This is a genomic window from Planctomycetia bacterium, from assembly GCA_015200345.1.
Taxonomy (GTDB): Bacteria; Planctomycetota; Phycisphaerae; order UBA1845; family UTPLA1; genus PLA3.
In genome coordinates this window covers 1,426,858-1,448,394 of record CP054187.1, presented here as the reverse complement: position 1 = coordinate 1,448,394, position 21,537 = coordinate 1,426,858, and the positions used below count along the sequence as shown (strand labels likewise).

At 64.5% G+C, this 21,537-nt stretch carries 22 protein-coding genes; 11 read left to right on the top strand and 11 right to left on the bottom strand.

The window, feature by feature from the left end; genetic code table 11:
* Positions 1–19: 19 nt before the first annotated feature.
* The 9 genes from HRU71_06060 to HRU71_06020 all read left to right on the top strand — a co-directional run bounded on the left by HRU71_06060 (position 20) and on the right by HRU71_06020 (position 7,098).
* Positions 20–1,363 (top strand): DUF935 family protein, encoded by a 1,344-nt coding sequence (locus HRU71_06060; GenBank protein ID QOJ03073.1) that lies wholly within the window; start codon positions 20–22, stop codon positions 1,361–1,363.
* Positions 1,364–1,438: 75 nt separating this feature from the next.
* Entirely contained in the window at positions 1,439–2,419 is a 981-nt protein-coding gene (locus tag HRU71_06055) for a hypothetical protein (GenBank protein QOJ03072.1), read from the top strand.
* A gap of 97 nt (positions 2,420–2,516) precedes the next feature.
* Positions 2,517–3,272 (top strand): hypothetical protein, encoded by a 756-nt coding sequence (locus HRU71_06050; GenBank protein ID QOJ03071.1) that lies wholly within the window; start codon positions 2,517–2,519, stop codon positions 3,270–3,272.
* Positions 3,273–3,326: 54 nt separating this feature from the next.
* Entirely contained in the window at positions 3,327–4,241 is a 915-nt protein-coding gene (locus HRU71_06045; protein QOJ03070.1) for a Mu-like prophage major head subunit gpT family protein, read from the top strand.
* Between the two features lie 147 nt (positions 4,242–4,388).
* Positions 4,389–4,832: a DUF1320 domain-containing protein gene (locus HRU71_06040; protein ID QOJ03069.1), complete on the top strand. Its 444-nt coding sequence runs from the start codon at positions 4,389–4,391 to the stop codon at positions 4,830–4,832.
* A gap of 17 nt (positions 4,833–4,849) precedes the next feature.
* On the top strand, positions 4,850–5,317 hold the full coding sequence (locus HRU71_06035; GenBank protein QOJ03068.1) for a hypothetical protein: 468 nt from the start codon (positions 4,850–4,852) through the stop codon (positions 5,315–5,317).
* A gap of 84 nt (positions 5,318–5,401) precedes the next feature.
* Entirely contained in the window at positions 5,402–5,572 is a 171-nt protein-coding gene (locus HRU71_06030) for a hypothetical protein (GenBank protein QOJ03067.1), read from the top strand.
* A gap of 97 nt (positions 5,573–5,669) precedes the next feature.
* The gene (locus tag HRU71_06025; GenBank protein QOJ04935.1) at positions 5,670–6,182 is read left to right on the top strand and encodes an NADAR family protein; all 513 of its coding nucleotides are present in this window, start codon (positions 5,670–5,672) and stop codon (positions 6,180–6,182) included.
* Positions 6,183–6,690: 508 nt separating this feature from the next.
* A complete protein-coding gene (locus HRU71_06020) occupies positions 6,691–7,098 on the top strand; it encodes a 6-carboxytetrahydropterin synthase (protein QOJ04934.1) in 408 nt (135 codons plus the stop codon).
* Positions 7,099–7,420: 322 nt separating this feature from the next.
* Here HRU71_06020 and HRU71_06015 read toward each other — a convergent pair whose 3' ends face one another.
* From HRU71_06015 to HRU71_06005, 3 genes are all read right to left on the bottom strand, one after another.
* Positions 7,421–7,894: a hypothetical protein gene (locus HRU71_06015; protein QOJ03066.1), complete on the bottom strand. Its 474-nt coding sequence runs from the start codon at positions 7,892–7,894 to the stop codon at positions 7,421–7,423.
* Entirely contained in the window at positions 7,891–9,891 is a 2,001-nt protein-coding gene (locus HRU71_06010; GenBank protein QOJ03065.1) for a HEAT repeat domain-containing protein, read from the bottom strand. Before HRU71_06010 ends, HRU71_06015 begins: the two co-directional genes overlap by 4 nt.
* Positions 9,892–10,017: 126 nt before the next feature.
* Positions 10,018–10,857 (bottom strand): methyltransferase domain-containing protein, encoded by an 840-nt coding sequence (locus HRU71_06005; protein QOJ03064.1) that lies wholly within the window; start codon positions 10,855–10,857, stop codon positions 10,018–10,020.
* Positions 10,858–10,931: 74 nt separating this feature from the next.
* Between HRU71_06005 and HRU71_06000 the strand changes: the two genes are divergently transcribed.
* Positions 10,932–11,906 (top strand): dihydroorotate dehydrogenase, encoded by a 975-nt coding sequence (locus HRU71_06000; GenBank protein QOJ04933.1) that lies wholly within the window; start codon positions 10,932–10,934, stop codon positions 11,904–11,906.
* A gap of 120 nt (positions 11,907–12,026) precedes the next feature.
* Here the strand turns inward: HRU71_06000 and HRU71_05995 are convergent, their stop codons facing one another.
* The 4 genes from HRU71_05995 to queA form a co-directional block, all read right to left on the bottom strand.
* On the bottom strand, positions 12,027–13,025 hold the full coding sequence (locus HRU71_05995; protein ID QOJ03063.1) for an rRNA pseudouridine synthase: 999 nt from the start codon (positions 13,023–13,025) through the stop codon (positions 12,027–12,029).
* 203 nt (positions 13,026–13,228) lie between these two features.
* Complete coding sequence (locus tag HRU71_05990) at positions 13,229–13,609, bottom strand: hypothetical protein (protein QOJ03062.1); 381 nt, start codon at positions 13,607–13,609, stop codon at positions 13,229–13,231.
* Between the two features lie 117 nt (positions 13,610–13,726).
* Positions 13,727–14,056, bottom strand: coding sequence for a 4a-hydroxytetrahydrobiopterin dehydratase (locus tag HRU71_05985; GenBank protein ID QOJ03061.1), 330 nt, complete (start codon positions 14,054–14,056; stop codon positions 13,727–13,729).
* A 156-nt stretch (positions 14,057–14,212) separates the two neighbouring features.
* Positions 14,213–15,319, bottom strand: coding sequence for a tRNA preQ1(34) S-adenosylmethionine ribosyltransferase-isomerase QueA (queA, locus tag HRU71_05980; GenBank protein QOJ04932.1), 1,107 nt, complete (start codon positions 15,317–15,319; stop codon positions 14,213–14,215).
* 167 nt (positions 15,320–15,486) lie between these two features.
* Here queA and HRU71_05975 point away from each other — a divergent pair, with 167 nt between their 5' ends.
* A complete protein-coding gene (locus HRU71_05975) occupies positions 15,487–16,035 on the top strand; it encodes a hypothetical protein (GenBank protein QOJ03060.1) in 549 nt (182 codons plus the stop codon).
* A gap of 58 nt (positions 16,036–16,093) precedes the next feature.
* On the opposite strand, the gene HRU71_05970 is transcribed toward HRU71_05975, so the two are convergent.
* From HRU71_05970 to HRU71_05955, 4 genes are all read right to left on the bottom strand, one after another.
* On the bottom strand, positions 16,094–16,534 hold the full coding sequence (locus HRU71_05970; protein QOJ03059.1) for a hypothetical protein: 441 nt from the start codon (positions 16,532–16,534) through the stop codon (positions 16,094–16,096).
* Positions 16,535–16,551: 17 nt separating this feature from the next.
* A complete protein-coding gene (locus HRU71_05965; protein ID QOJ03058.1) occupies positions 16,552–17,430 on the bottom strand; it encodes a hypothetical protein in 879 nt (292 codons plus the stop codon).
* Between the two features lie 169 nt (positions 17,431–17,599).
* Complete coding sequence (locus HRU71_05960; protein QOJ03057.1) at positions 17,600–19,606, bottom strand: beta-propeller domain-containing protein; 2,007 nt, start codon at positions 19,604–19,606, stop codon at positions 17,600–17,602.
* 223 nt (positions 19,607–19,829) lie between these two features.
* Entirely contained in the window at positions 19,830–21,470 is a 1,641-nt protein-coding gene (locus tag HRU71_05955; protein ID QOJ03056.1) for an alkaline phosphatase family protein, read from the bottom strand.
* Positions 21,471–21,537 lie beyond the last annotated feature (67 nt).

Here is a 21,537-nt window from a genome sequence, read left to right as displayed (position 1 = left end):
GACGAAGGGAGGGCGAGACATGCGGTTTTTGGATCGAATTGTCAACGCGGTACGGGGCGCGGCGGGGCGGCCGGCGAGCGGGGTGATGGTGAGCCGCGGGGGGGATTGGGGATTGCGGGCGTACCCGGCGGATGGTCTGACGCCGCAGCGGCTGCTGGCGATTTTTCGGGAGGCGGACGCGGGAGACCTGGGCGCGCAACTGGCGCTGTCGGAACAGATGGAGGAAAAAGACGCGCATCTATTTAGCGTTGCCGCCACGCGCCGGCTGGCGGTGACGGGGCTGCCGTGGCGGGTGTCGGCGACGCCGCCGGGGGTGGATTTGGCGCGGCCGGCGGCAGGCGCGGCGACGCGACCGGTCGGGGGCGGCGCTTCGGCGCAGGAAACCGCGGCGTATTGCGAGTCGGTGCTTCGTGACCTGCCGGGGTTTGAAGAGACGCTCGCGCATCTGTCGCTGGCGACCGGTCGCGGTCTTGCGGTTGCAGAAATTGTGTGGGAGGCGGACGGGGGCGGCGTGCGTCCGGTGGAGATCGTGCCGGTGCCGTTCGATCGGCTGACGCTGGGCGATTCGGGTGAGCTTCGGGTGCTGACGGAAGATGAGAAATATCAGGGTGAGGCGTTGCCGCCGAACAAGTTTGTCGTTCACGCGCCGCAGTCGGCGAGCGGTCATCCGCTGCGCGGGGGCCTGGCGCGGGTGACGGGTTTGGCGTACCTGGCGAAGCGGTTCGCGATCAAGGACTGGCTGATCTTCGCGGAGGCATTCGGGATGCCGGTTCGGATCGCGCGGTACGAACCAGGCGCGACGTCGGAAGAGAAGCGTGAGATGCTGGCGATGCTGAAGCAGCTCGGGGCGGATGCAACGGGCGTGTTTTCGAAGGCGATTCAACTGGAGATCATCCAGTCGCGCGTGCCGGGCGAGGTGAATCTGTTCGAGAATCTGTGCCTGTATTTTGATCGCGAGATCAGCAAGGCGTGGCTGGGCCAGACGCTGACGACGGACACGGCGCGGATGCTGGCGAGCGCGGGCGCGGCGAAAGTACACGACCACGTGCGACGTGATCTGCGTGATGACGACATTCGTCGCGAGGCGCAGACGCTGCGGCGCGATCTGCTGGGGCCGCTGGTGCGAATGCAGTTCGGGCCGGGTGCGGCGGTTCCGTATTTCGAGCGGCAGGTGGAGGGCCGGCTTGACGCGCGTCGGCTGGCGGAAGTGCTGGACATCGCGGTGAACCGGCTGGGGGCGCGGGTGCCGGCGACGTGGGCGCACCAGGCGTTGGGGGTGCCGGTGGCGTCGGCGGGCGAGTCGGTGCTGGCCGGCGGGGCGGATGGCGAGGGGTCTGGCGGGGGGAACAGCGGGCAAGAGTGAAAGCGTCCGGCGTTGGTGAGACGGCGGTGCGATCAACGAATCGGCGAACAGGCAGGTAGAAGGAGGGCCGGAGCGATGGCGACGGGTGTAGATATAGTAGCGAGCGGAGCGGCGGCGGATCGGGGCGAGGTGAGCGAAGTGGTGATGGAGGCGGCGGGGATCGGTCTGGGTGAGCCGCCGGGGGAGGTGCTGATTGCGCCGTGGGGCCGGGTCCGGAGCACGGCGGGGGATTTTTTGCTGGACGACGAGTCGGCGCGTGCCACAATCGAGGCATTCGCGGCGCACGGGACGGACGTGCCGATCGATTACGAGCATCAGACGCTGGGCGGAGCGTACAGCTCGCCGGACGGCCTGGCGCCGGCGGCGGGATGGATCAAGGCGCTGAAGCTGGTGCGTCCCGAGGAGGCTTCCGACGGGCGCGCGGCCGGCCTGTGGGCGGAGGTTCAGTGGACGCCGGAAGCGGCATCGAAGCTGGCGAGCCGGCAATATCGCTATTTGTCTCCTGTTGCGCTGGTGCGGCGGAGCGATCGGCGACTGGTGGGGCTGCACTCGGCGGCGTTGACGAACAAGCCGGCGATCGTGGGGATGCAGCCGGTGGTGAACGGGGGGGCCGGGGATGGCGCCGCGGGGGAGCGGCTGCGGCGGATGCTGGTGCTGGATGAATCGGCGACGCAGGACGTGGTGCTGATCGCGGCAGCGGATCGGATCGCCCAGTTGGAGGACGTGGAAGCGCGTCGCGCGGCGGCGGCGCTGGTGGCGGAGGCGTCGTCGTCCGGGAAGCTCGCTCCGTCGCAGCGGTCGTGGGCGTTCGAGTTGGCGCTGCGCGATCCGGAGGAGTTCAGGAAGTGGGCGGAGTCAGCGCCGGTGGTGGTTCCGATGGGTCGGTTCGCCTCTGCGCGATTGGGAGTCGGATGCGCGACGCAGGCGAGGCCGCCGGCGATCGAGGCGTCGGCACGTGCGGAGTATCGGGCGAATCGGTCGTTCCTGGAGCGGCTGTGCAGCGAGGAGGCGTATGTGGCGGAGGCGGTGCGAGTCGGGCGTGCGAATGGCGGGTAGTATAGTCAAGTGTATAATTTATGAACCGGGGAATTCGGCAACGGGCAAGGGTGGTTTGTTCAGCGCGTGAGAAGCGTGAGAAGGGAGCGAGGCGACGATGGCGATAACGGCGAATCGGGAGTTGAGTCGTTACGTGGATCAGGAGTTGCGAAGCTATTCGGTGGCGGCGTCGGCGCATGTGTGGAAGGGGGCGTTGCTGGGAATCGACCGGACGACGGGGCATGTACGGAACCTCGTGGCAGGGGATTCGTTCGCGGGGGTGTCGTACGAGGAGGTGGACAACAGCGGCGGCACGGGCGGTGCACGGACGGTCCGCGTGTATACACAAGGCGATTTTGTGCTGCCGGTGAGCGGGGTGGCGGCCGCGCTGGCGGGCGTGACGGTGTACGCGCAGGACAACGAATCGACGACGGTGAACCCGCTGGCGGGCGGGAGCTATTGCGGGGCGCTGGTGTCGATGGTGTCGTCTGGCAAGGGGATCGTGCGGATCGACCCGCTGGGGGGTTCGCGCGTGGAGCAGCTCATCAGCGTGCCGCTGGCGAGTTCGCTGTCCGGCGCGACGGTGAATCCGGTGATGATTACGCAGCGGGCGATTCGCATCCTGACGGCGCAGGTGAGTTTCAACACGGTGCCGGGTGCGGGGGTGCTGGACGTGGGCACGGACAACAGCGATCCGGACGAGGTGATCGACGCGTTCAACCTGACGACGCTGTCGGCGAATACGCCGACGGTGCTGACGCTGGAGACGCGCGACGTGTCGAAGAATCAGCGGATCTGGGCGAAGGTGGGCCAGGCGACGACGACGGCTGGCGTGGGCGGCGTGCTGACGGTGCGGTTCATTGAGCTGCCGTGAGCGTGGAGACGAAGGAACAGGGAACGGGGACGAAGAAAAAGCGGGGTGTGAGCCATGGCGGTGATTAATACGGGGTTGTTGACGAAGGGTTTGCGGAGCGAGTTTTTCAATCGGTTCGGCGCGACGCGGACGCATTTCGGGGAGCTGTCGACGCGGATCGTGTCGACGAGCGATCACGAGACGTATCGGTGGCTGGGGACGGTTCCGAAATTGCGCGAATGGGGCAGCGGTCGGCTGACGCAGGGGCTGCGAAGCGAGAGCTACTCGGTGTCGAACCTGAAGTACGAGGCGACGATCGAGGTGGATCGCGACGAGATCGCGGATGACCAGACGGGCCAGATCCGGTTGCGGGTGGCGGAGCTGGCGCAGCGGGCGGCGACGCACAAGGATTACCTGATCGCGCAATTGCTGATCGGGGGAGAGACGAGCGGGAACAACAGCTACGACGGGGTAAGCTTTTTCAATGGCGCGCACGCGTCGGGCGATTCGGGCAGCCAGGGCAATCTGCTGACGGCGTCGGCGCAGAACGAGGATGCTCCGACGGTCGCGGAGTTCAAGGAGGCGTTGAAGGCGGCGATCGGGGCGATGCTGGCGTTCAAGGATGACCAGGGCGAGCCGATGCTGATCGACACGACGGGGCTGGTGTGCGTCGTGCCGCCGACGATGCTGTTCACGGCGACGGAGGCGATCAATTCGACGGTAGTAGATAATACAAGCAACGCGCTGGCGGGGATCGCGAAGGTTGTCTCAATGCCGTGGCTGACGGATCTGTCGAAGTGGTACCTGTTGAAGACGGACGGCGTGGTGCGGCCGTTCATCTTTCAGGATCGCGAACCGATCGAGTTCAGCGCGTTGTCGGAGGATTCGGAAGAGGCGTTTCGGCGCGAGAAGTTTCTGTACGGCGTTCGGGCGCGGTATCGGATGACGTACGGGTACTGGCAGTACGCGGTGCGGACGGATTTTGTTTGAGCCGTGAGGCTTGAGGGAGTGAAGTCGTGCGGAGGAGGGGGTCGCCGGTGAAGGGGAGCGGCGACGGTGCGCGGCCGGTACGGTGTCGGAGTGATCGGTCACCGACCGGCCGTTCCCATTGGCTGGGTGGAACGGAGAGCAAGGGCGATGGCATACATCACGAACGGCGACATCGAGTCGTGGATCGGGCCGGCGGCGTACGTTCAGTTGACCGATGACGACGGGAGTGGTACGGCGAATACGTCGCGGGTGGACGAGGCGCGGCTGGGCGCGGAGGGCGAGGCGAACAGTTACCTGGCGGCGCGGTACGCGGTGCCGGTTGATCTGACCTCGGAGCCGGAGGTTGGGTCGGTGTTGCGGTGCTTTGTGCTGGACCTCGCGGCGTACCGGTTGCACAGCCGCAAGCCGCCGGTGCCGGGCGATGTGGTGAGACGTCGTGAGGAGGCGGTGACGTGGTTTGCGCGGGTGGCATCGGGGCTGGTTCAGTTGCCGTCGAGTCTGGCGCTGCGTGAGAATTCGGCGTTGGGAATCGGCGGCGAATCGGCGGGACCGGATCGCTCGATGACGCGCGAGAGTCTGAACGGGCTGTGAGCGGCGGGGGGTGAAGCATGTCGCGGTTGGGGGATTGGGAGGCGGCGATCGTCGAACAGTTGTCGTTGTTGAAGATCAGCGGCGAGTCGGTGTTCAAGACAGTGCGCGGGGTGAGCGGTGGGGCGCGGCCGGCGTTGCGGGAGGCATTGCTTCGCGAGGCGCTGCCGGGGGCGTACGTGGGGTTCACGTTCGAGCCGACGGCTCCGGAGACGAACATTCTGCGGATCGGGCCGGTTTATTCGGTGCTGGTGGCGGCGCGGACGCTACGGGTGGGTTCAGACCCGCGGGTGGAGGATGGTTCGACGCCGGGGGGTCTGGCGTTGATTGATCATGTGCGGGTGGCGCTGGACAATTTCATTCCCGACGGGTTGAGCCAGTTGAACAGTCTGTCGGTGAGTTTTGAGTACGCGGATGATCGGTCGGTGATTTACGAATTGATGTATCGTGTGTATCCGTTCTTCGAGGCGACACCCATTCCGGGGTAAGGGATCGGTGGTGGAAATAATGGCAGGGGGCCGCACAATACGTCGGGAGCGTGAGTGATTCGCCCGCGAGAGGAGTGTGCGAGCATGAATGGGATTGAGCAGCTACTCAACGCCATGCCCTGGTATGCGTGGATCGCGGTGGTGGTTCTGGCGGGCGGAATTGTGCGTCAACTCGTCAGCATGAGCCACAAGCATCGCGAACGGATGGAAATGATTCGCCAGGGGATGGACCCGCGGGATTATCCGAAGAAGTAAGATGACCGGCGCGGGACTCACGCGAGCGGTTTGGCAGGGATTCACAGTCCGGCGGCGGGTTACGGGAGCGCTGGTCGGACTGGGTGTCAGCGGCCTCATGGGCTGCGTGGCCCGGCCTTGTGTTCAATCCGCGCGGGTTCCGACGATTGATGGATCGGCGGGCGTGGGGGCGGCTGCGATTGATTCGTTTTCCGGTGAGTATCGTTATTTGTCTAATTTTTGGCTGGCGGCCGTGACGTATGAGGGGAAGCGGTATCCGTCGGTTGAGCATGCGTACCAGGCGGCGAAGACGCTCGATGTTGGTGAGCGGGCGCGAATCGCGGGGCTGGCGACGGCATCGGAGGCCAAGCGTGCCGGGCGTGGATTGAGGGTGCGCGTCGACTGGGAGCAGGTGAAGCTCGGTGTGATGGAGCAGTGTGTTCGCGACAAGTTTCTGAATCACGCTGATTTGGGTGCGAAGCTGCTGGCGACGGGCGAGGCCGAACTGGTCGAGGGGAACGACTGGGGCGATCGGTTCTGGGGCGTTTGTGAGGGCCGGGGAGAAAACCATCTTGGCAAGATCCTGATGAAGGTACGGTCGGAGCTTCGCCGGGGTAAAGGGGGCGGTTGAAGCGCGGATCGGTGGCATCGGGGGAAGGGCGTCCATAGAATGGAGCGTGATGTCCATGCCCGAATCATTTCATCCGGTTCGCCTGTCTGGCCCGATTTGCCTGATGCGTGAGATTCGGTTTTCGATCGATCGCGACTGGGCGCGTGCCGCGCACGGGGCGAGCGGGTTTGAGGGCGCGTTGCCGGTGACGAATTCGTGGGGGGGGTGGCCCTCGGCGGTGGGGGTCGCGCCGTACCTGAAGCTCCGGATCGTGGTGAGCGGCGAGCCGGACGCGACAACGGGGTATCTTGTCAATATTCAGGTGCTGGATGAGTTGCTGCGGCGGTATGCGATCCCGGCGGCGGCGCGGGCGCTGGCGGTTCGCGGCGTGTCGCTGACGATCGAGCGGCTGCTTTCGGAGATATACGCGGATGTATCGGGTCGGGTTCCGGGCGGGTGTCGGCTGGAGTCGCTGATGCTGGCGGCGACGCCGTATTTGTCGAGTCGGATCGACGGGAGGCGACCGGGCATGGTGGAACTGACGCAGAGTTTTGAGTTTTCGGCGTCGCATCGGCTGCACGTGGCGTCGTTGTCGGACGAGGCGAATCGGCGAGTGTTCGGCAAATGTAATAATCCCAACGGTCACGGACACAATTACGAAGTGCGGGTGACGGTGGGGGGGGAGTTGACGGCCGACCGGGGCACCGTGGTGGAGGTTCCGCAGTTTGAAGCGGTGGTGAAGCGCGAGGTGATTGACCGGCTGGATCACAAGCATTTGAACAGTGATGTGGCGGAGTTCGCGGGTGTGAATCCGTCGGTGGAAAACATCGCGCGGGTGATCTGGGGATTGCTGGAGGAGCCGTTGAAGCCGGCGCGGCTGCTTCGGGTGCGGGTGTATGAGACGGCGAAGACGTATGCGGAGTATTCGGGCGGGTGAGAAAGGTCGCAACGTCAACAAGTCGAAAGGGAGGCAGACGGTCGCGTAGGCACGGAAGGTCAAAAAGAGAACAGGGAATTTAAACCGGTTTCAATACTCCTCTCCCCCTTGGTGGAGAGGTTAGGTGAGGGGGAAATCGTGAGAAAACTTTTCGTTTTACCCTCACCCCAGCCCTCTCCCTTGAAGGGAGAGGGGGTTTTGAAACAGCTTGTAGGCGAAGGCGGCATCTGGCGATGGCGCGAAGACTTGAAGGGAGAGGGGGTTTTGAAACAGCTTGTAGGGATATGAAAACAGGAATATGGGGGATGGGGCGGGCGAGGGATTAGGGCGCGGGGGCGAAGGCGCGGGCGGCGATGGTTTCGAAGCGTGCGCGGACGCGTTGTCGGAAGAATCGGAGGCGAAGTTGATCGGCCCAGTTGAGGGCGTAGCGTTGGAAAAGCTCGGGCGAGAGCAACATCATGGCGGGCTGCGCGAGTTGGGCGTGATGGGCGGCCTGGTGCATGAGGAGTCGGTCGGTGTAGGTTGCACCCAACTGTTTCAACATGTAAGAGAAAAATCGGCGCGGCTTGCGTGCGGCGACGGGCTGGTTGTTTTGCCTGACGATCCTGGCGGCGACCACGAGGACAGCCAAGATGATTCCGAGGATGAGCAGTAGATTTCCGACGGAAGAGAAGGCGGAGTCCTTCGGGTCCGCGTGGTAGCTTCGAAAAGCTTCCTGGATGCGGAGCGTGCGCTCGGGGTAGGCGCGTTGTGCGAGGAGGGAGGCGGTCAGGTTGAGGAGTGTTGTCAGGGTCATGAAGCGGTCTCCACGGCCGGGTTCGTGGCGAGGGCGGTTTGCGTCGCAGCGGCCGGTTCCGGGGAGTTGGAGGCCTTGAGCAATCGGCGTGCGACGTGGTGGGCGATGCGTTCGATTCGAGGGTCGGGGTCGTGGTGACACATTTCAGACACTCTGGCGTGGAGTGGCGTGAGTTTGAGGAGGTCGATGATCCAGAGGGCGTGGCAGCGGTGATCGGGCCGGGGGTCCTTGAGCATTTTCAGCAGTTCGTTGGCGCCATCGGGCTTGTGCAGTCGGAGGAGGACGCGCACGGCGGCGGCGCGGACTGGGGCGTGCAGGCTGTCGCAATGGGGTGCGACGAGTTCGGCGCGCCGGCGGTCGTTGATGTAGTCGAGGGCGTCGATGGCGGCGGTTTGCACGAGGGGGTTGTCGTCGGCGAGTGCCCGCTCGAGGATGCGTCGCGCGGTTTCGTCGTGCACGCGCGCCACGGCTTCGAGGGTGGCGGCGCGGACTTCGGCGTCGGGATCGTTTGCCATGTTAAAGAGGGTGCGAGCGAATTCGGGAGCGACGTTTAGGGCGATGATGAGCCGCACGGCGCGGAGGCGGTCCGCGGCCTGATTGCTGACGAGGCGGACCTGGACCTGGGTGGCAAAACCGGAGATGTAGCGGAGGGCGCAAGGTCCAGCGGCGCCGGCTTCGCGCGGGTCGAGTTGATCGAATCGATTCCAGAGGCTTTCGAATTCCTCGTCGATGGCGGCGCGGTGGAGCATGCGCGCCCAGCCTTCCGGGCGATTGAGCCGGGTTGGGACGAGTCGATCTTCGATACGGCGGCGATGTTTCAGTTCGAGTTCAGCGATCCGTCGCAAGGCGTGGTTTTCGTGGTCGAGGAGTTCCCGAAGCGCGAGGGTGGAGGCGGGGACGTTGATCTGCACGAGTGCCCAGAGGGCGGCGCGGTTTGCGGCGGGGTTGTCGATCAGGGTGAACTGTCGCAAGAGGGCAATCTTCTGATCGGTCGGGATTCCGAGGGTGAGGAGCCAGTCTGGAGCAAGCGAGGCGGCATCGGCAGGGAGCGAGAAGGCGGCGCGCATGGGGTCGGCGAGCCAGGCGAGCGAGCGAACGAAGGCGAGTCCTCGTCGGATGCGAGGTTCGCGTGCGAGCCAGTGGCATCGGATCATGCCGACAAAGAAGTCGTCGTTGCGGGTGGCGGCCAGGGCGTTGAGGACGCGGCGTCGCGGTTCGGGGTGGCAGAGGGCGATGTAGACGAACGGCGCTAATTCGGGAGTGATCTGGTCAGTGAACAGCTCCATCATGGCCTGGGTGATCTTGCCGCGTTTGAGAGTGTTGGGATGGAAGAGGCTTTGCTCGAGATCTTCAGCGAGGAGCATGGCAGCCTGAAGGACCTCGGTGCGATGGTGCGTGTCGAAGTTGCCGACGGCGTCGCGGAGTGCTTCGAGCAGATGGCCGCGTTCGTCGCGGATCATCTGAAGGGTTTGAACGATGGCATGGGCGAGGTGGCGGTCGGCCGCGGCGTCGTGGCTTGGCGCATCGGAGGAGAGGTCTCGGAGGACCTTGCGAGTTTCATGGTGCGTTCGCCAGTGATGGGTCGTGAGTACACGGATGGTGGCGGCGGCTTCGGCGCGGACCTGGACGGCGCCGTCGTTGAGGGCGATGGCGGCGAGGTAAGCGAGGCGCGGATTGAGGCTTCGTTGAATGATCTGGATGCTGTTCAGGCGGGATTGTGTTTCGGGGTGGCGAGAGGTGGCGCGCAGGGCGCCGAAGAGTTGCGCGACGTTTGCGATGACATCGGACTGCGCGGTTATTCCGAGATGGTGGAAGAGGGTGGGAACGGCTTCCAGCCCTTCGTCGGTGCCGTGCTCAAAGAGGATGTGCAGCAGGTTTCTTTGTCGGGATTCGGGGACTTGCGGCATCGCGTCGACGATGGCCTTGTCGGCGGCGAGATCGCGGCATCCAAGAAAGAATTGGTCAATGGCCAGGGGAGAAATCACGGCGCGGCGCACCTCATGTTCCCGGAGACACACTCCGGTGGGGCTTATCGGCGTCGGGAATGGTCAGGCTTAGCTTGAAAAGCAGCGGGTCAGATAAGAATCGCCGCAGGGACGATGGGGATCGCGGTCCGCAGCGGATCAAGGTGATTCGAGTGGATTTCGTACCGGGGAAGGAGGGAGCGTGGCCTGAAAGAGGTGATAGCCGAGGAGGCCAAATCGCAACATTCGTTCGAGGGCGACGAGATAGAAGAACCGGCCGCGAAAGCCGCGTGCGGCGGACCAGCCTCGCTTGGCGATATCGTGGAGACCCTGTGCCAGGGACCGTGCGATGGCCGGCGCGGCGTTTTCGTGGGATCGGATTTCAAATCCGGTTTCGCGCAGGTGATGGAAATAATCGGCGGCCTGCCAGAGCAGCACGGCGCCGTTGAAGGAGGATGCAGCTCGATTGAGCCAGGCAATGGGAGCGAGGAATCGTTTGTGCACGGCGGTGATGTCGCCGAGGCAGAGGGTTCCGCCGGGTCGCAGGACGCGCGCGCATTCTCGCAGGAAGGCGGCTTTGTCGGGGTAGTGCAGGGCGGATTCGAGGTTGAAAAGGAGATCGACGGAGTCATCGCGGAACGGGATGCGCTGGGCGTCTCCCTGGATGAAGGCGATGGAGGGATCGGCAGCATCGCGGGCGCGTCGGACGCTGTCGGCGAGAAATTCGATGCCGATGACGCGCGCGGCGGGGAATTTTTGTGCGATCCATCGCGTGGGGCCGCCGATCCCGCAGCCGACATCGAGGACGGTTGCGTCGTGTGGGATGGTTGTGTTGCCGAGGAGTCGCCAGACGAGTTCGCGTTGAAAATCGGTGAACGTGCCGGGAGCGTTTAAAGGGGCGTACCCGCAGTTGTAGGCATGGAAGCCGTGGGCGGCGGCGATGCGGTGATTCGGCTCGTAGTGGGATTGCAGAACATCGTGTGTTGATGGCGAAGGCATGTTCGGAAGAGTAGTCTACGTCGAAGGGCGCCGGGGCGAAAGGACCCCGCGCGGGAAGTGATGAACGGCGAATGATGGTGGACGCAGAGCAACAGCCAGATTTGTCAGTGCGAATCGGGGCGGTTCAGTTGACGAACCCGGTGCTGACGGCGTCGGGGACGTGCGGGTATGGGGAGGAGTACGCACCGTACATGGACTTGTCGCGGCTGGGGGGGTTCATCACCAAGAGCGTGACGGTGCAAGCGCGCAAGGGCAACGCGCCGCAGCGCATCGCGGAGACGAGCGGTGGGATGCTGAACGCGATCGGGCTGGCCAACGTGGGGCTGGAGGCGTTTGTTCGTGACAAGCTGCCGTACATCGCGACGATGGGAACGGCGGTGTTTGTGAATGTGGCGGGTCACAGCATCGAGGAGTACGTGACGATCTGCCGGCGGCTGGACGGGGAGCCGGCGCTGGCGGGCTTTGAATTGAACGTGTCGTGCCCGAATGTGTCGGACGGGTTGCTGTTCGGGACGGATGCGGGGTTGTTGCGCGAGCTGGTGAGCGCGGTGCGGCCGGTGGTGACGCGCGGGTCGCTGGTGGTGAAGCTGTCGCCGAATGTGACGGACATCGCCTCGACGGCGCGGGCCGCGGTGGAGGGCGGAGCGGACGCGCTGTCGCTGGTGAATACATTTGTAGGAATGTCGGTGGACATCGATTCGTGGCGGCCGAAGCTGGCGAACGGATCGGGCGGGCTGTCGGGTCCGGCGATCAAGCCGCTGGCGGTGCATCTGGTGCATCGGGTGTATCGGGAGGTGGCGCGGGAGCGGGGCGTTCCGATCATCGGGCTGGGTGGGATCAGTCGATGGGAGGACGCGGTGGAGTTTTTGCTGGCGGGTGCGACGGCGGTGGCGATCGGGACGGCGCTGTATGTTGATCCGACGACGCCGTTGAAGATCGCGGAGGGATTGCGCGCGTACCTGGCGCGTCGAGGGTTGTCGAGCGTGGGAGAGCTGACGGGTCAATTGATCCGCCCCGGCGAGGATGGAACGGTGGCGACGGCAGGTTGAGAAATGTCTAAATGTCGGGTCCGTGGCACCGGGGCGCAGGGGCACGAAGCGGAGAGGCGGCGTCACAGGACCTGGCTGCGGTGCTGCGGCGGGACATGATACGATCAGAGGAACGAGCGGTCAGGAAGGGCCGATGATGCGGCGTTTGCGTGGGGTGGATCGCGGCTTCGGCGTATCGCGGCGCGAGGTGCCTTGATTCGCGGCCGAACGGTGGCCGGCACCTCGTCGCGGGTAAGTATCAGCCGAGGCATTGCGCGACGACTTGCGCGGGTCGCGCGGCGCGTCGGAACGCGTGGCGCGCGTCGGAGCGGCCTTTGAATGGCGCAAGGGGCCGGTGCGCGGGGCGCGTGAAGGGCTGCGGCGGGGGGCGATTCGTTCGTGGGCGGCGTGATCGGGGACTTTGTCCGCCAGGGCGCGAAGGTACTTGATTTCGTCGGGCGTGAGTTTGCGGTAGGCGCCGACGCCGAGCTTGTGAATGGACAGCTTGCCGACGCTGATGCGGACGAGTCGGCGGACGTTGTGGCCGAGCTTGGCGAGCATTCGTCGGATTTCGCGATTGCGTCCCTCGCGGAGTGTGATTTCGAGGATGGCGTGATCGCGCTGGCGGTGAACCATGCGGACCTGTGCGGGCGCGGTCTTGCCCTCGGAGAGCCAGACGCCGGAGCGCAGCCTGGCGAGGTCGGCGTCGGTCGGGACGCCGGCGATTTCGGCGCGGTAGGTTTTTGGCACGCCGTAGCGCGGGTGGGTCAGTTTTTGTGCCAGCGCTCCGTCATTAGTCATGATGAGCAGCCCCATCGAATCGGCATCGAGCCGGCCGACGGGGAAGATGCGCTCGCGCACGCCGCGCAACAGGTCGCAGGCGCGGGTGCGGCCGGATGGATCGTTGTTGGTGCAGAGGACGCCGGGCGGCTTGTTCAGGAGGTAATAGACGGTTTGCTCGGCTTGAACGAGCTTGCCATCCACGGCGATGCGATCGGTGGCCAGGTCCGCCAGGGCGGGTAGTTCGTGGAGCGTCTGCCCGTTGATGCTGACGCGGCCGTCGAGGACGAGTTGCTCGCAGCTTCGGCGAGAACCGAATCCGGCGGCGGCGAGAATTTTTTGAATGCGTTCGCGTGGCATGGTTGGTGTGTTGATCCAATCCGTTGAAGAGGATGGCAGCGAACGTTGCGGCCTGCCATCTTGAAACTGTTCGGCGGCGCCGCGCATCTCACGTTTGCGGCGATGCCGGCCGTTAACGGCCGAACACGCGACGCAGCGTGCAAGGGTGGATGGATTGTAGAGGAAGAAGTCGCGGAGTGCGCGGATGGCAAAATCGCAAGCGATCAGCCGCCGCCGCTACCGGAGCCGCCGGCGCCGGTGTTGGCGTTGCCGGAATTGGCATCGGTGGGTTCGTTGGTGGGCGGGGAGTTGGTCGGATTGTTGAAGGTGTTGCCGGTGCCGGGGAAGAAGATGGGATTTTGCGAATTGCCTGATCCGGTGGTGTTCAGGAACGGGTCAGCGCTGCCCGGTGCGCGCGGGGCCTGGGCGAAGTTGATGGAGCCGGCGGGGGAGGCGTATCCGAACCCGGCAAAGCCGTCGAGCGTGCCGCAGCCGGAAAGGGCAGCGACAAGTAATAGCGTGGCGGCGCAGCCGGCCTTTCGCGCGCTGCGAATGATAATGATGGTGAAGCTGCGTAGCGCGTTGGCTAGCTCGAATGTTGACACGGTACGCCTCCCGATGGGTATGACCGATAAGGCCTGGTCATCAGATTACTATAGCATCGGGTTCTGAAGTGGGTTACTGGAGGCTTCGATTGCTTGCGCAATCGGCTCTTTGGGGCGTTATCGGGGCAGTTTGTCGATCTTTGCGGCGAGGATGAAGTCGCTCTCGGTGAGGCCGTCGATCTTGTGGGTCCAGATGGTGATACGGACCATGCCCCATGCGAGGTGGATGTCGGGGTGGTGGCCTTGCTGTTCCGCGAGCTCGCCAACGCGATTGACGAATGCAAGGGCGGTGACGAAGTTCGGAAAGGGAAACGACCTCACAAGGTGGTGGTTGTTCTCCGCGGCCCAGCCGTCGAGCTGGGAGAGCATGGCGCGGACGGCATCGGGCTGCATGGGAGGCACGCCGCCTTTGCAGGGGACGCATTGCTGATTGGCGAGGTCGGACATGGGAGGCTCCCGAGAAACGTCGAAACGTTAAGAAAAACGAAAAATCGAAATGGCGAGGTCTTGCAGCATTTCGACAATCGCGAATCGCAATTGGCCATTTTCACCAACGTGCAGGATGCGTGCAAGGGCGAGGGAGAATCGACTTCCGCGCCGCAGTCAGATAATCAACATCGCGTCGCCATAGCTGAAGAAGCGGTAATCGTTATCGATGGCAATGCGATAGGCGTTGAGGATGCGGTCCAGACCGGCAAACGCGGCGACAAGGGCGAGCAAGGTGCTTCCGGGGAGGTGGAAGTTTGTGATCAGGGCGTCGACGGCGCGGAAGTTCCATGGGGGCTGAATCAGAATGTTTGTCGTCCCTGCCATCGGGCGCAGCGTCGCAAGTTGCTCGCTTCCTTGCGCAGGCTCGCGAGAAGGGTCCCCTTGGTTCGAGGAGGCGGCGACGTGCGCGGCGACGGTTTCCAGCACGCGGACGGTCGTCGTTCCGACGGCGAAGACGCGACCCCCGGCGCGCCGGGCGGCGTCGACGGCGCGGACGGTCGAATCAGGGAGATCGTACGATTCGGTGTGCATGGGGTGGTGATCGAGATCGTCGACTTCGACGGGTGCGAAGGTGCCGAGGCCGACATGGAGAATGAGATCGGCGGTGTTAACGCCAGCGGCCCGAAGGCGATCCAAGAGATCGGGCGTGAAATGCATGCCGGCGGTGGGTGCAGCGACGGAGCCGGTCTCGCGGGCGTAGACGGTTTGATAGTCATCGCGATCGGACGCGTCGCGCGGGTCGGCGGCGGCCTTGGCTCGGCGGATGTAGGGCGGCAGCGGCGCGCGGCCGATTCGTGCCAGAAGCGGTTCGGCTTCCTGCGGGGGTGACAGGGCGACTTGGCACAGTCCGCGTTCGAGTCGTTCCAGGAGCGTGATGCGCGCGTCGGAGCCGACGAGTTCGAGTGATTCGCCCGGTCGAAGTCGGCCGGCGCCGGTCAGGAGGATGGTCCACTGATCGGGTGCGTCGGCGCGGACCAAGAGTGCATCGAGGCTCGCTCCGGTGGCGCGGCGCGCGGTGAAACGAGCCGGGAGGACGCGGGAGACGTTTCGAACCAGGAGATCAGCGGGCCGTAGGAATTCCGTCAGGTCACGGAAGATGCGGTGCTGGATTTCCCCGGTGGCGCGGTCGAGGACCATGAGTCGTGCGGCGTCGCGTGGGTGGCACGGGGCCTGGGCGATTCGGTCGGGGGGCAGGTCAAACTGGAGGAGTTGGGTACGTATCGGAGCACCGTGATGAGTCGGCCGATAATGATACTGGAGGGATTCGGTCGGAAAAAACCTTTACCGCGGGGCGTCCGAATCCTACGATGAAATAAGCGTCGCGGTGCGGGCAGCCGTGAAGGGCGGCAGTCGCACTGTGACGGGCGTGCATGCGAGGAGCAGCGCCGATGATGGAACAACCGACACACGAAAGCGCGATTCGGCGATGGTTCGCCGGCCTGGTGGAAGAGTGTTTCCAGACGGAACTGGGGCTATGCGACCCCGGTGTGCTGGACTATCTCTCTGATCTGTTGACGCAGTACATTCACATCGAGCGGATCACGACGCTGGAGGACGGCAGCGGTCAGCGGGTGGCTGATCTGGCGGAGATGCTGGAGGCGTCGCTGGCGAGCGCCGCGCCGGCGGGCGAAGCGCGTCAACGGTTGATTCACCGGCAGATCGGTGACTACACGCTATTCTGGACTGGTGTTTATCCGGAGAACCTGCGGCGGCTGCATCGGCGTCGCACGCGCGACGATCTCATTTCTTACTTTGAGCAGGGCAAGCGTTCATACGACATCGCATCGCGGTTGAGCACGAGTGAGACGCGGCCGCCGGCTGGCGTGTTGCGAGCGCTGAGCGAGCAGTTTGAATATTGCGTGTACGGGCTGGGCCTGGTGCGCAAGAACTGGGAGCAGCGCGGTCCGCACTCGGCGGGTGTGATTGGATTGAGTTAATCGGGGTGGAATCGGTCACGTGTCGGGCGAATCATGACTCGGGGTCGGGGTTCGCGTCTTATTGCCCGAGGCGTTTCTGAATCGCCGCGCGAAGTGAGTCCACCCGGACGCCCAGATCATGCAAAGCCGCCTGGGCGACGCTGCCGTCTTCCCGCGCGAGGGCGAGCAGCAGGTGCTCGCTGCAAACGACCTTGCTGGCAAGGTGTCGAGCTTCTTCAATCGCGACGGCCATGACATTTCGAAAATGCGGCGTGCCGGGCAGCCGGCCGAAGACCCAGGTGTCTTCGAGGCTGGCTTTGATGAGTCGATCGACGGCGGCCTTGGCCTTGGGGAGGTCAATGCCGAGTTCCTTGAGGATTTCCGCGCCGACGCCGGTGCCTTCTTCGAGGACGGCCAGCAGCAGGTGCTCGGTTCCGACGTAATCCTGCTCGTAGTCGCGAGCGATTCGCTGCGAGAGTCGGATGATGGCCTCCATTCGGCTGGAGAGTTTCTCGTGCATGGTGTCCCTGAGTCGTATCAGCGGTTCGTCGGCGTCGATTCGGCGGAGTTCGGTGCGACGGCTGCGGGCGGGGAATCCTTGATCGGCCCGGGCAGCGTGCGATCCGCGAGCCATTTATAGCCGAGCGAGATGGCGGCGACAAGCGCCGAAAACACCAGCGTGATGCGCAGAATCTTGAGGCGGTTGGCGACTTCGCGGTCTCGCCATTCGGCGAGGCGCTGGTCGATCTCCAACAGCTTCGCGTCGATGCGCTGCTCGATTTCGTCGAGCTTTACTTTGATGTAATCGTCGGCGGCGCCGCGCAGCCGGCTGGCGATGCCTCCGACGATGCCGTGCTGTTCGATCTGCTGTTTGAGGGTGACGCGCGTCAGCTCGCTTCCTTCTTCGGGCAGGAACTGGTAGTCGCCTTCATCGGGTTCTTCTGCTCCGGCGATCAGCTTCGTCATGAGCGAGGTGACCCATTGGCGGCGCTTGCGGATGAAGCGTTTCAGGAGTCCTTCGGCTTTCTTGAGGCGGTCGATAACGTCGTGGGCATTCTCGTTCGGCGAGGCGGGCAGGCCGCGCAAGCGTGCGAGGGCCACGAGGCCGCGAAGAGGCAGACTGTTGTAGTTTGTTCGCTCGATGCGGGCGATTTCGCGTGCCAGTTCCTCCTTGCTCGCGGAGCGCCGCACGGGCCGGCGCGCCCAGACGACAATATCCAGCAGCGCGTCGCGTTCGAGTTCGATCAGCAATTCCTGGCGAGTGCGAATGGAAGCCACGAGCGATCCGGTGGGCAGGTCGGGATCAAGTTCGAGACCCAGTTGTCGACCGTAGCGCACTAATTCGTCGCGCGGCAGATCGCTCAAACCCTGTGCAGTGGGGAGCGAGGCGTGTGAAGGTGCGGGAGGCGTGTTCATTCGCGGCGGTTCCGAATCGTCGGCGACGTGCGAATGATACCGCGCCGACGGGCATCGAAAAGACGTGTTGCCTGTGGGCGTATCCGGCGCAATCAAGAAGCCGACGGATTGCAATCCGTCGGCTTCGAGGGGAGAAGAAACGAAAGCGATGTCGGCGCGCCGCGGGCGCTTATCGCTGAATACGTCGCCGTCGTGCGCGGGTCATCCCGACAAATCCCGCGACGAGGCCCGCCAGCGGCAAGACGCCGGTCGCGCCGCAATTGTTCAACAGCGACGCGAGCAGTTGCGCAAGCGTACCGCCCTGGCCGAATTCTTCGTCGATGCCGCCATAGTAGAGGTACCCACAGTCGTCGGCGTAGTAGGGCATCTCTTCGCCGGTGAAGAAGTCGGCCACTCCGGCGGACGTGGGCGCATCGCGGTCGGCGATGTTCACCGTCTGGAAAGAGGCCTGCGACAGCGCGAAGACGCGACCGTCAATGACGCCGACGCGTTCGACGCGGCCGCGATGCTCGAACAGGCCGCGCTGGACAAGGGCCGTGTCGGAGAAGTCGACCAGTTGCACGGCGTTCTGGCAGATAGGTTGGTTGATCTCCGCTGCCGAGCCGGGGCTTGATGAATCGGAGCCTTCGCCCGCGCCAGGAGGCGAATCGTTGAACGGCGTCGGACCGCCCGGAACCGGGGTCGGCCCGGCGGGGTACTCGACGTGGCGGAAGGGAATCGCGATGAGGTTCAACTCGTCCACGACCTTGAAGGCCTTCTCGTCGTAGGTGGCTTCGGATTCGGTGTACGAACCCGGCGGGCCGAGGATGACGCGCGCGAGTTGCTGCGGGCTGCTCGGGTCGGACACGTCGTAGTAGGCGACGGCCGGTCGCTGCCCGTCGGTGTCGTCGATGCCGACGGCGATGAGTCGATCGCCGCGCGGCTCGATGTGCGTGGACCAGCCGGGTACTTCGAGTTCGCCGGTGACGGCGGGATTGGCGGGGTCGGAGAGATCGAGGACAAAGAGCGGATCGACGCGGAAGAAGGTGACGGCGTAGCCGCGCGGTCCGTCGAAGCGCACGGCTTCAAGCGATTCGTTCTGGATGATGTCGACGCTGCCGAGGGGGAGGATGTCATCGAGGTCGGTCACGTCGTAGGTATAGAGCGTCACGTCGCGGAACCCGAAGCCGGTGGATTGCGTGACGACGCGCAGCACGCCGTCGAATTCGTCCATGTAGAAGCGGTTGCGGATCATGCCGGGGACGAGCACGTCGCCGCGGACGTTGATCGCGCCGGCGGGATCGGAGATGTCGATCGCGGTGATGCGCGTGGAGACGTCGCCGGTGTCGAAGTCGTACTCGCTGCTGCCCGCGAAGATGGTCGTGGTGGAGACGTGAATGACGGCGTTGTCGCCCTCGAAGGTCTCGCGTTGCACAGGCACGGGGTTGGACGGGTCGGCGACGTTGACCGAGGCGACAAAGGCATTGGTCGAGACGACGAACGCGGCATCCTGCGACGAGGGGGTGTCGCCATCGGACTGCCCGGCGGCGAGGCTGGTGCCGACGACGTAGATCACGTCGCCGACGCGTCGGCTCTGGCTGGCGTAGCCGACGAGGTTGATCTTGCCTTCGGACTCCGGCTGGGTCGGATCGCTGACATCGACGATGGCGAGCTGGCTGCCTTCAAAGTCGGGCTGTCGGCTCTGGGGCACGAGCGGGGGGCCGACGGCGACGCCCGGCTCGGCGCCGCCCAGGGCGGGGAGCACGTTGGCGTAGAAGAAGAAGTCGGCGCTAAGCAGGGCAAAGACGCGCGAGCCGACGACGTACATCTCGACGCCGCGGCCGCGCAGGTCAAACGTGCCGAGCACCGCCGGGTGATCGGCATCGGAGACGTCGATGATAATAAGTCCTTTGTAGCGATTCAGCACATAGACCCGATTGCCGACGACCTTGACCACGTCGGCCTCTTCGATGTCGCGGGCGACGGATTCGGTCTGGGCGGCCTCGGCCGATGCGGGCGCGGCGTCGTTCCCGAAGCCGAACTGGCTGGGGGCGATGTTTCCGGAGCCGGTCAGGCGCACGGTGTCGCAGGCCGCGCCGGCCAGTAGTAACGCGCAGGCCAGCGCGGGCACGCCGAACCGAACGGGGCGAATGAGAGAAGCGAGGCGGGCGCAGAGATCAAGCGGGAGTGACATCATGATGTTTCCTTTCGCGAGGAGCCATCGGGCGGGGACTCGGACGAAGGCGCGGCATGAGTGCCTCCATGTGTCCGTGCGAGTCATCGGATTATAAGGTCGGGTGACTTGAACGTGCAAGCGTTGGTATTCGGCAGGCTGGCCGGAGCATGGGTTCGATTCAGGTGAATCAATGCAATAGTGCCCGACTGAATCGGTGGACTGGGCAATAAGCCCATGCGATGGATCAATCGAGGTAGCCGAGGTCTCCGAGGCGGCTGGCGACTTCTTCGAGCTGGGACTTACTAAGGACGGGGGCGGTTTCGTCGATGCGGCGTTCGCGAGGCGGCTCGTAGCGGACGTGAACGGGCTTGTCGAACAGTTCCTGAATGACGTGGCCTTCCATGTCGTTCGGGACACGCTCGCCGAGTCCGGCGATGAGGGTCGGAGCGATGTCGGCGATGTGCGCGCGAATTTTTCGCCCGCCTCGGACGCCCGGGCCGTTGGCGACAAAGATGCCGTCGAGGCGGTGCGTGCCCTCGAGCCGGTCGAGCGGCACCCATCGCACGGGCGACGAGCCGCGGATCTTCTTGATAACCGCGAGTCCGTCGGCGGGGGCGAGAAGCAGGTCCGGCATCCACGGGTGATCCTGCCGATTGCAGCCGTAGAGTTCCTCGGTGACGAAGACATCGGTAAAGATGTTCATGGTCTTGCCGTCGCGATCCTTGCAGGTCGCGGCGAGGAGCTTGTCGCGGATTTCGCGCCGCAGCGCTTCGTAGTCACGCGGTTCGACGATGCCGTCTGGCTGGCGTCCTTTGAGATTGATGTAGAGAAAACCGTAGATGCCGGCGTGCAGGACGCAAGCGCGGGTGCGCGAGGCATCAAAAGCAAGATCGTGATCGAGCTTGCTGCCTTTGCCGGCGCCGTTGCGCGAACCGACAAGCCGCTTCCACCAGATGCCGGCGCGGGTCTGGGCCTTGGCCGCACCGTTGCGCAGGGCGAGGTAGCCCCATTTGGCGAGCAGCAGGTTGGGTTGGGCCTTGCCGTCGAGGCTGCCGTGCCCGTGGTCGGACATGATGAGGATGGTCGCGCCGTGTTCGTCGGCCAACGTGCGGAGCTTGCCCAGGACGCGATCCAGCGCGGCGAAGCAGTCGATCGTGAGCTGCGTTCGTTTCGGGTCGAGGTGGCGCGTGCGCGGGTCGAGGTAGCGCCAGGCCTTGTGCTGGAGGTTGTCGACCAGCTTGAACAGGACCATGAGCACGTCCCAGCCGTACTTGTCGCCGCAGAAGCGGGAGAGCTCGTAGCCGCGTTCGAAGCTGTCGCAAATGTAGCGGAGATTCTGGGCGAAGACCTTGTCGCCGCCGAGGGCCTTGCGCTCCCATTTTTTCTCGTGGGTGTAGTCGGGGTAGCGCGAGAGGATTTCGGCCTGGAGTTCCTTCGGGTAGGTAAAGTCCTGCCCGGTCGGTGTGTCGAAGCCGGAGATCATGAACCCGTTGACCTCCTCGGGGGGGAAGGTCATCGGCACGTTGATCGAGCCGACGCGGTAGTTCTTGTCGCTCAAGATGCTCCAGATGGTCTTCTGGCTGATGCGCTGATTGTTGTTGAAAACGAGCCGGTTGGCCTCCACATCATATCGAAGAAAGTCGATAATGCCGTGCTTGCCCGGGCCTTTGCCGGTCATGAAGGTCGTCCAGGCGGCGGGCGTGATCGGCGGGCGGGTCGATTCCAACTCGCCCCAGACCCCGCCGGCCGTGAGCGCCTTCAGATGCGGCATGATGCCCTGATCCATGAGCGGGCCGAGCACGTCGAAGGTCGCGCCGTCGAGGCCGATCAGGAGCACCCGTTTGAAACAGGCGCCGTCACCGTTGGTCGTGTTTGCACCGGACATGAAGTCGCTGACCGCTCCGGCCGCAGCATAAGGCCCGTCTGACGCGCCCCGTCGGCGCATTCTGACG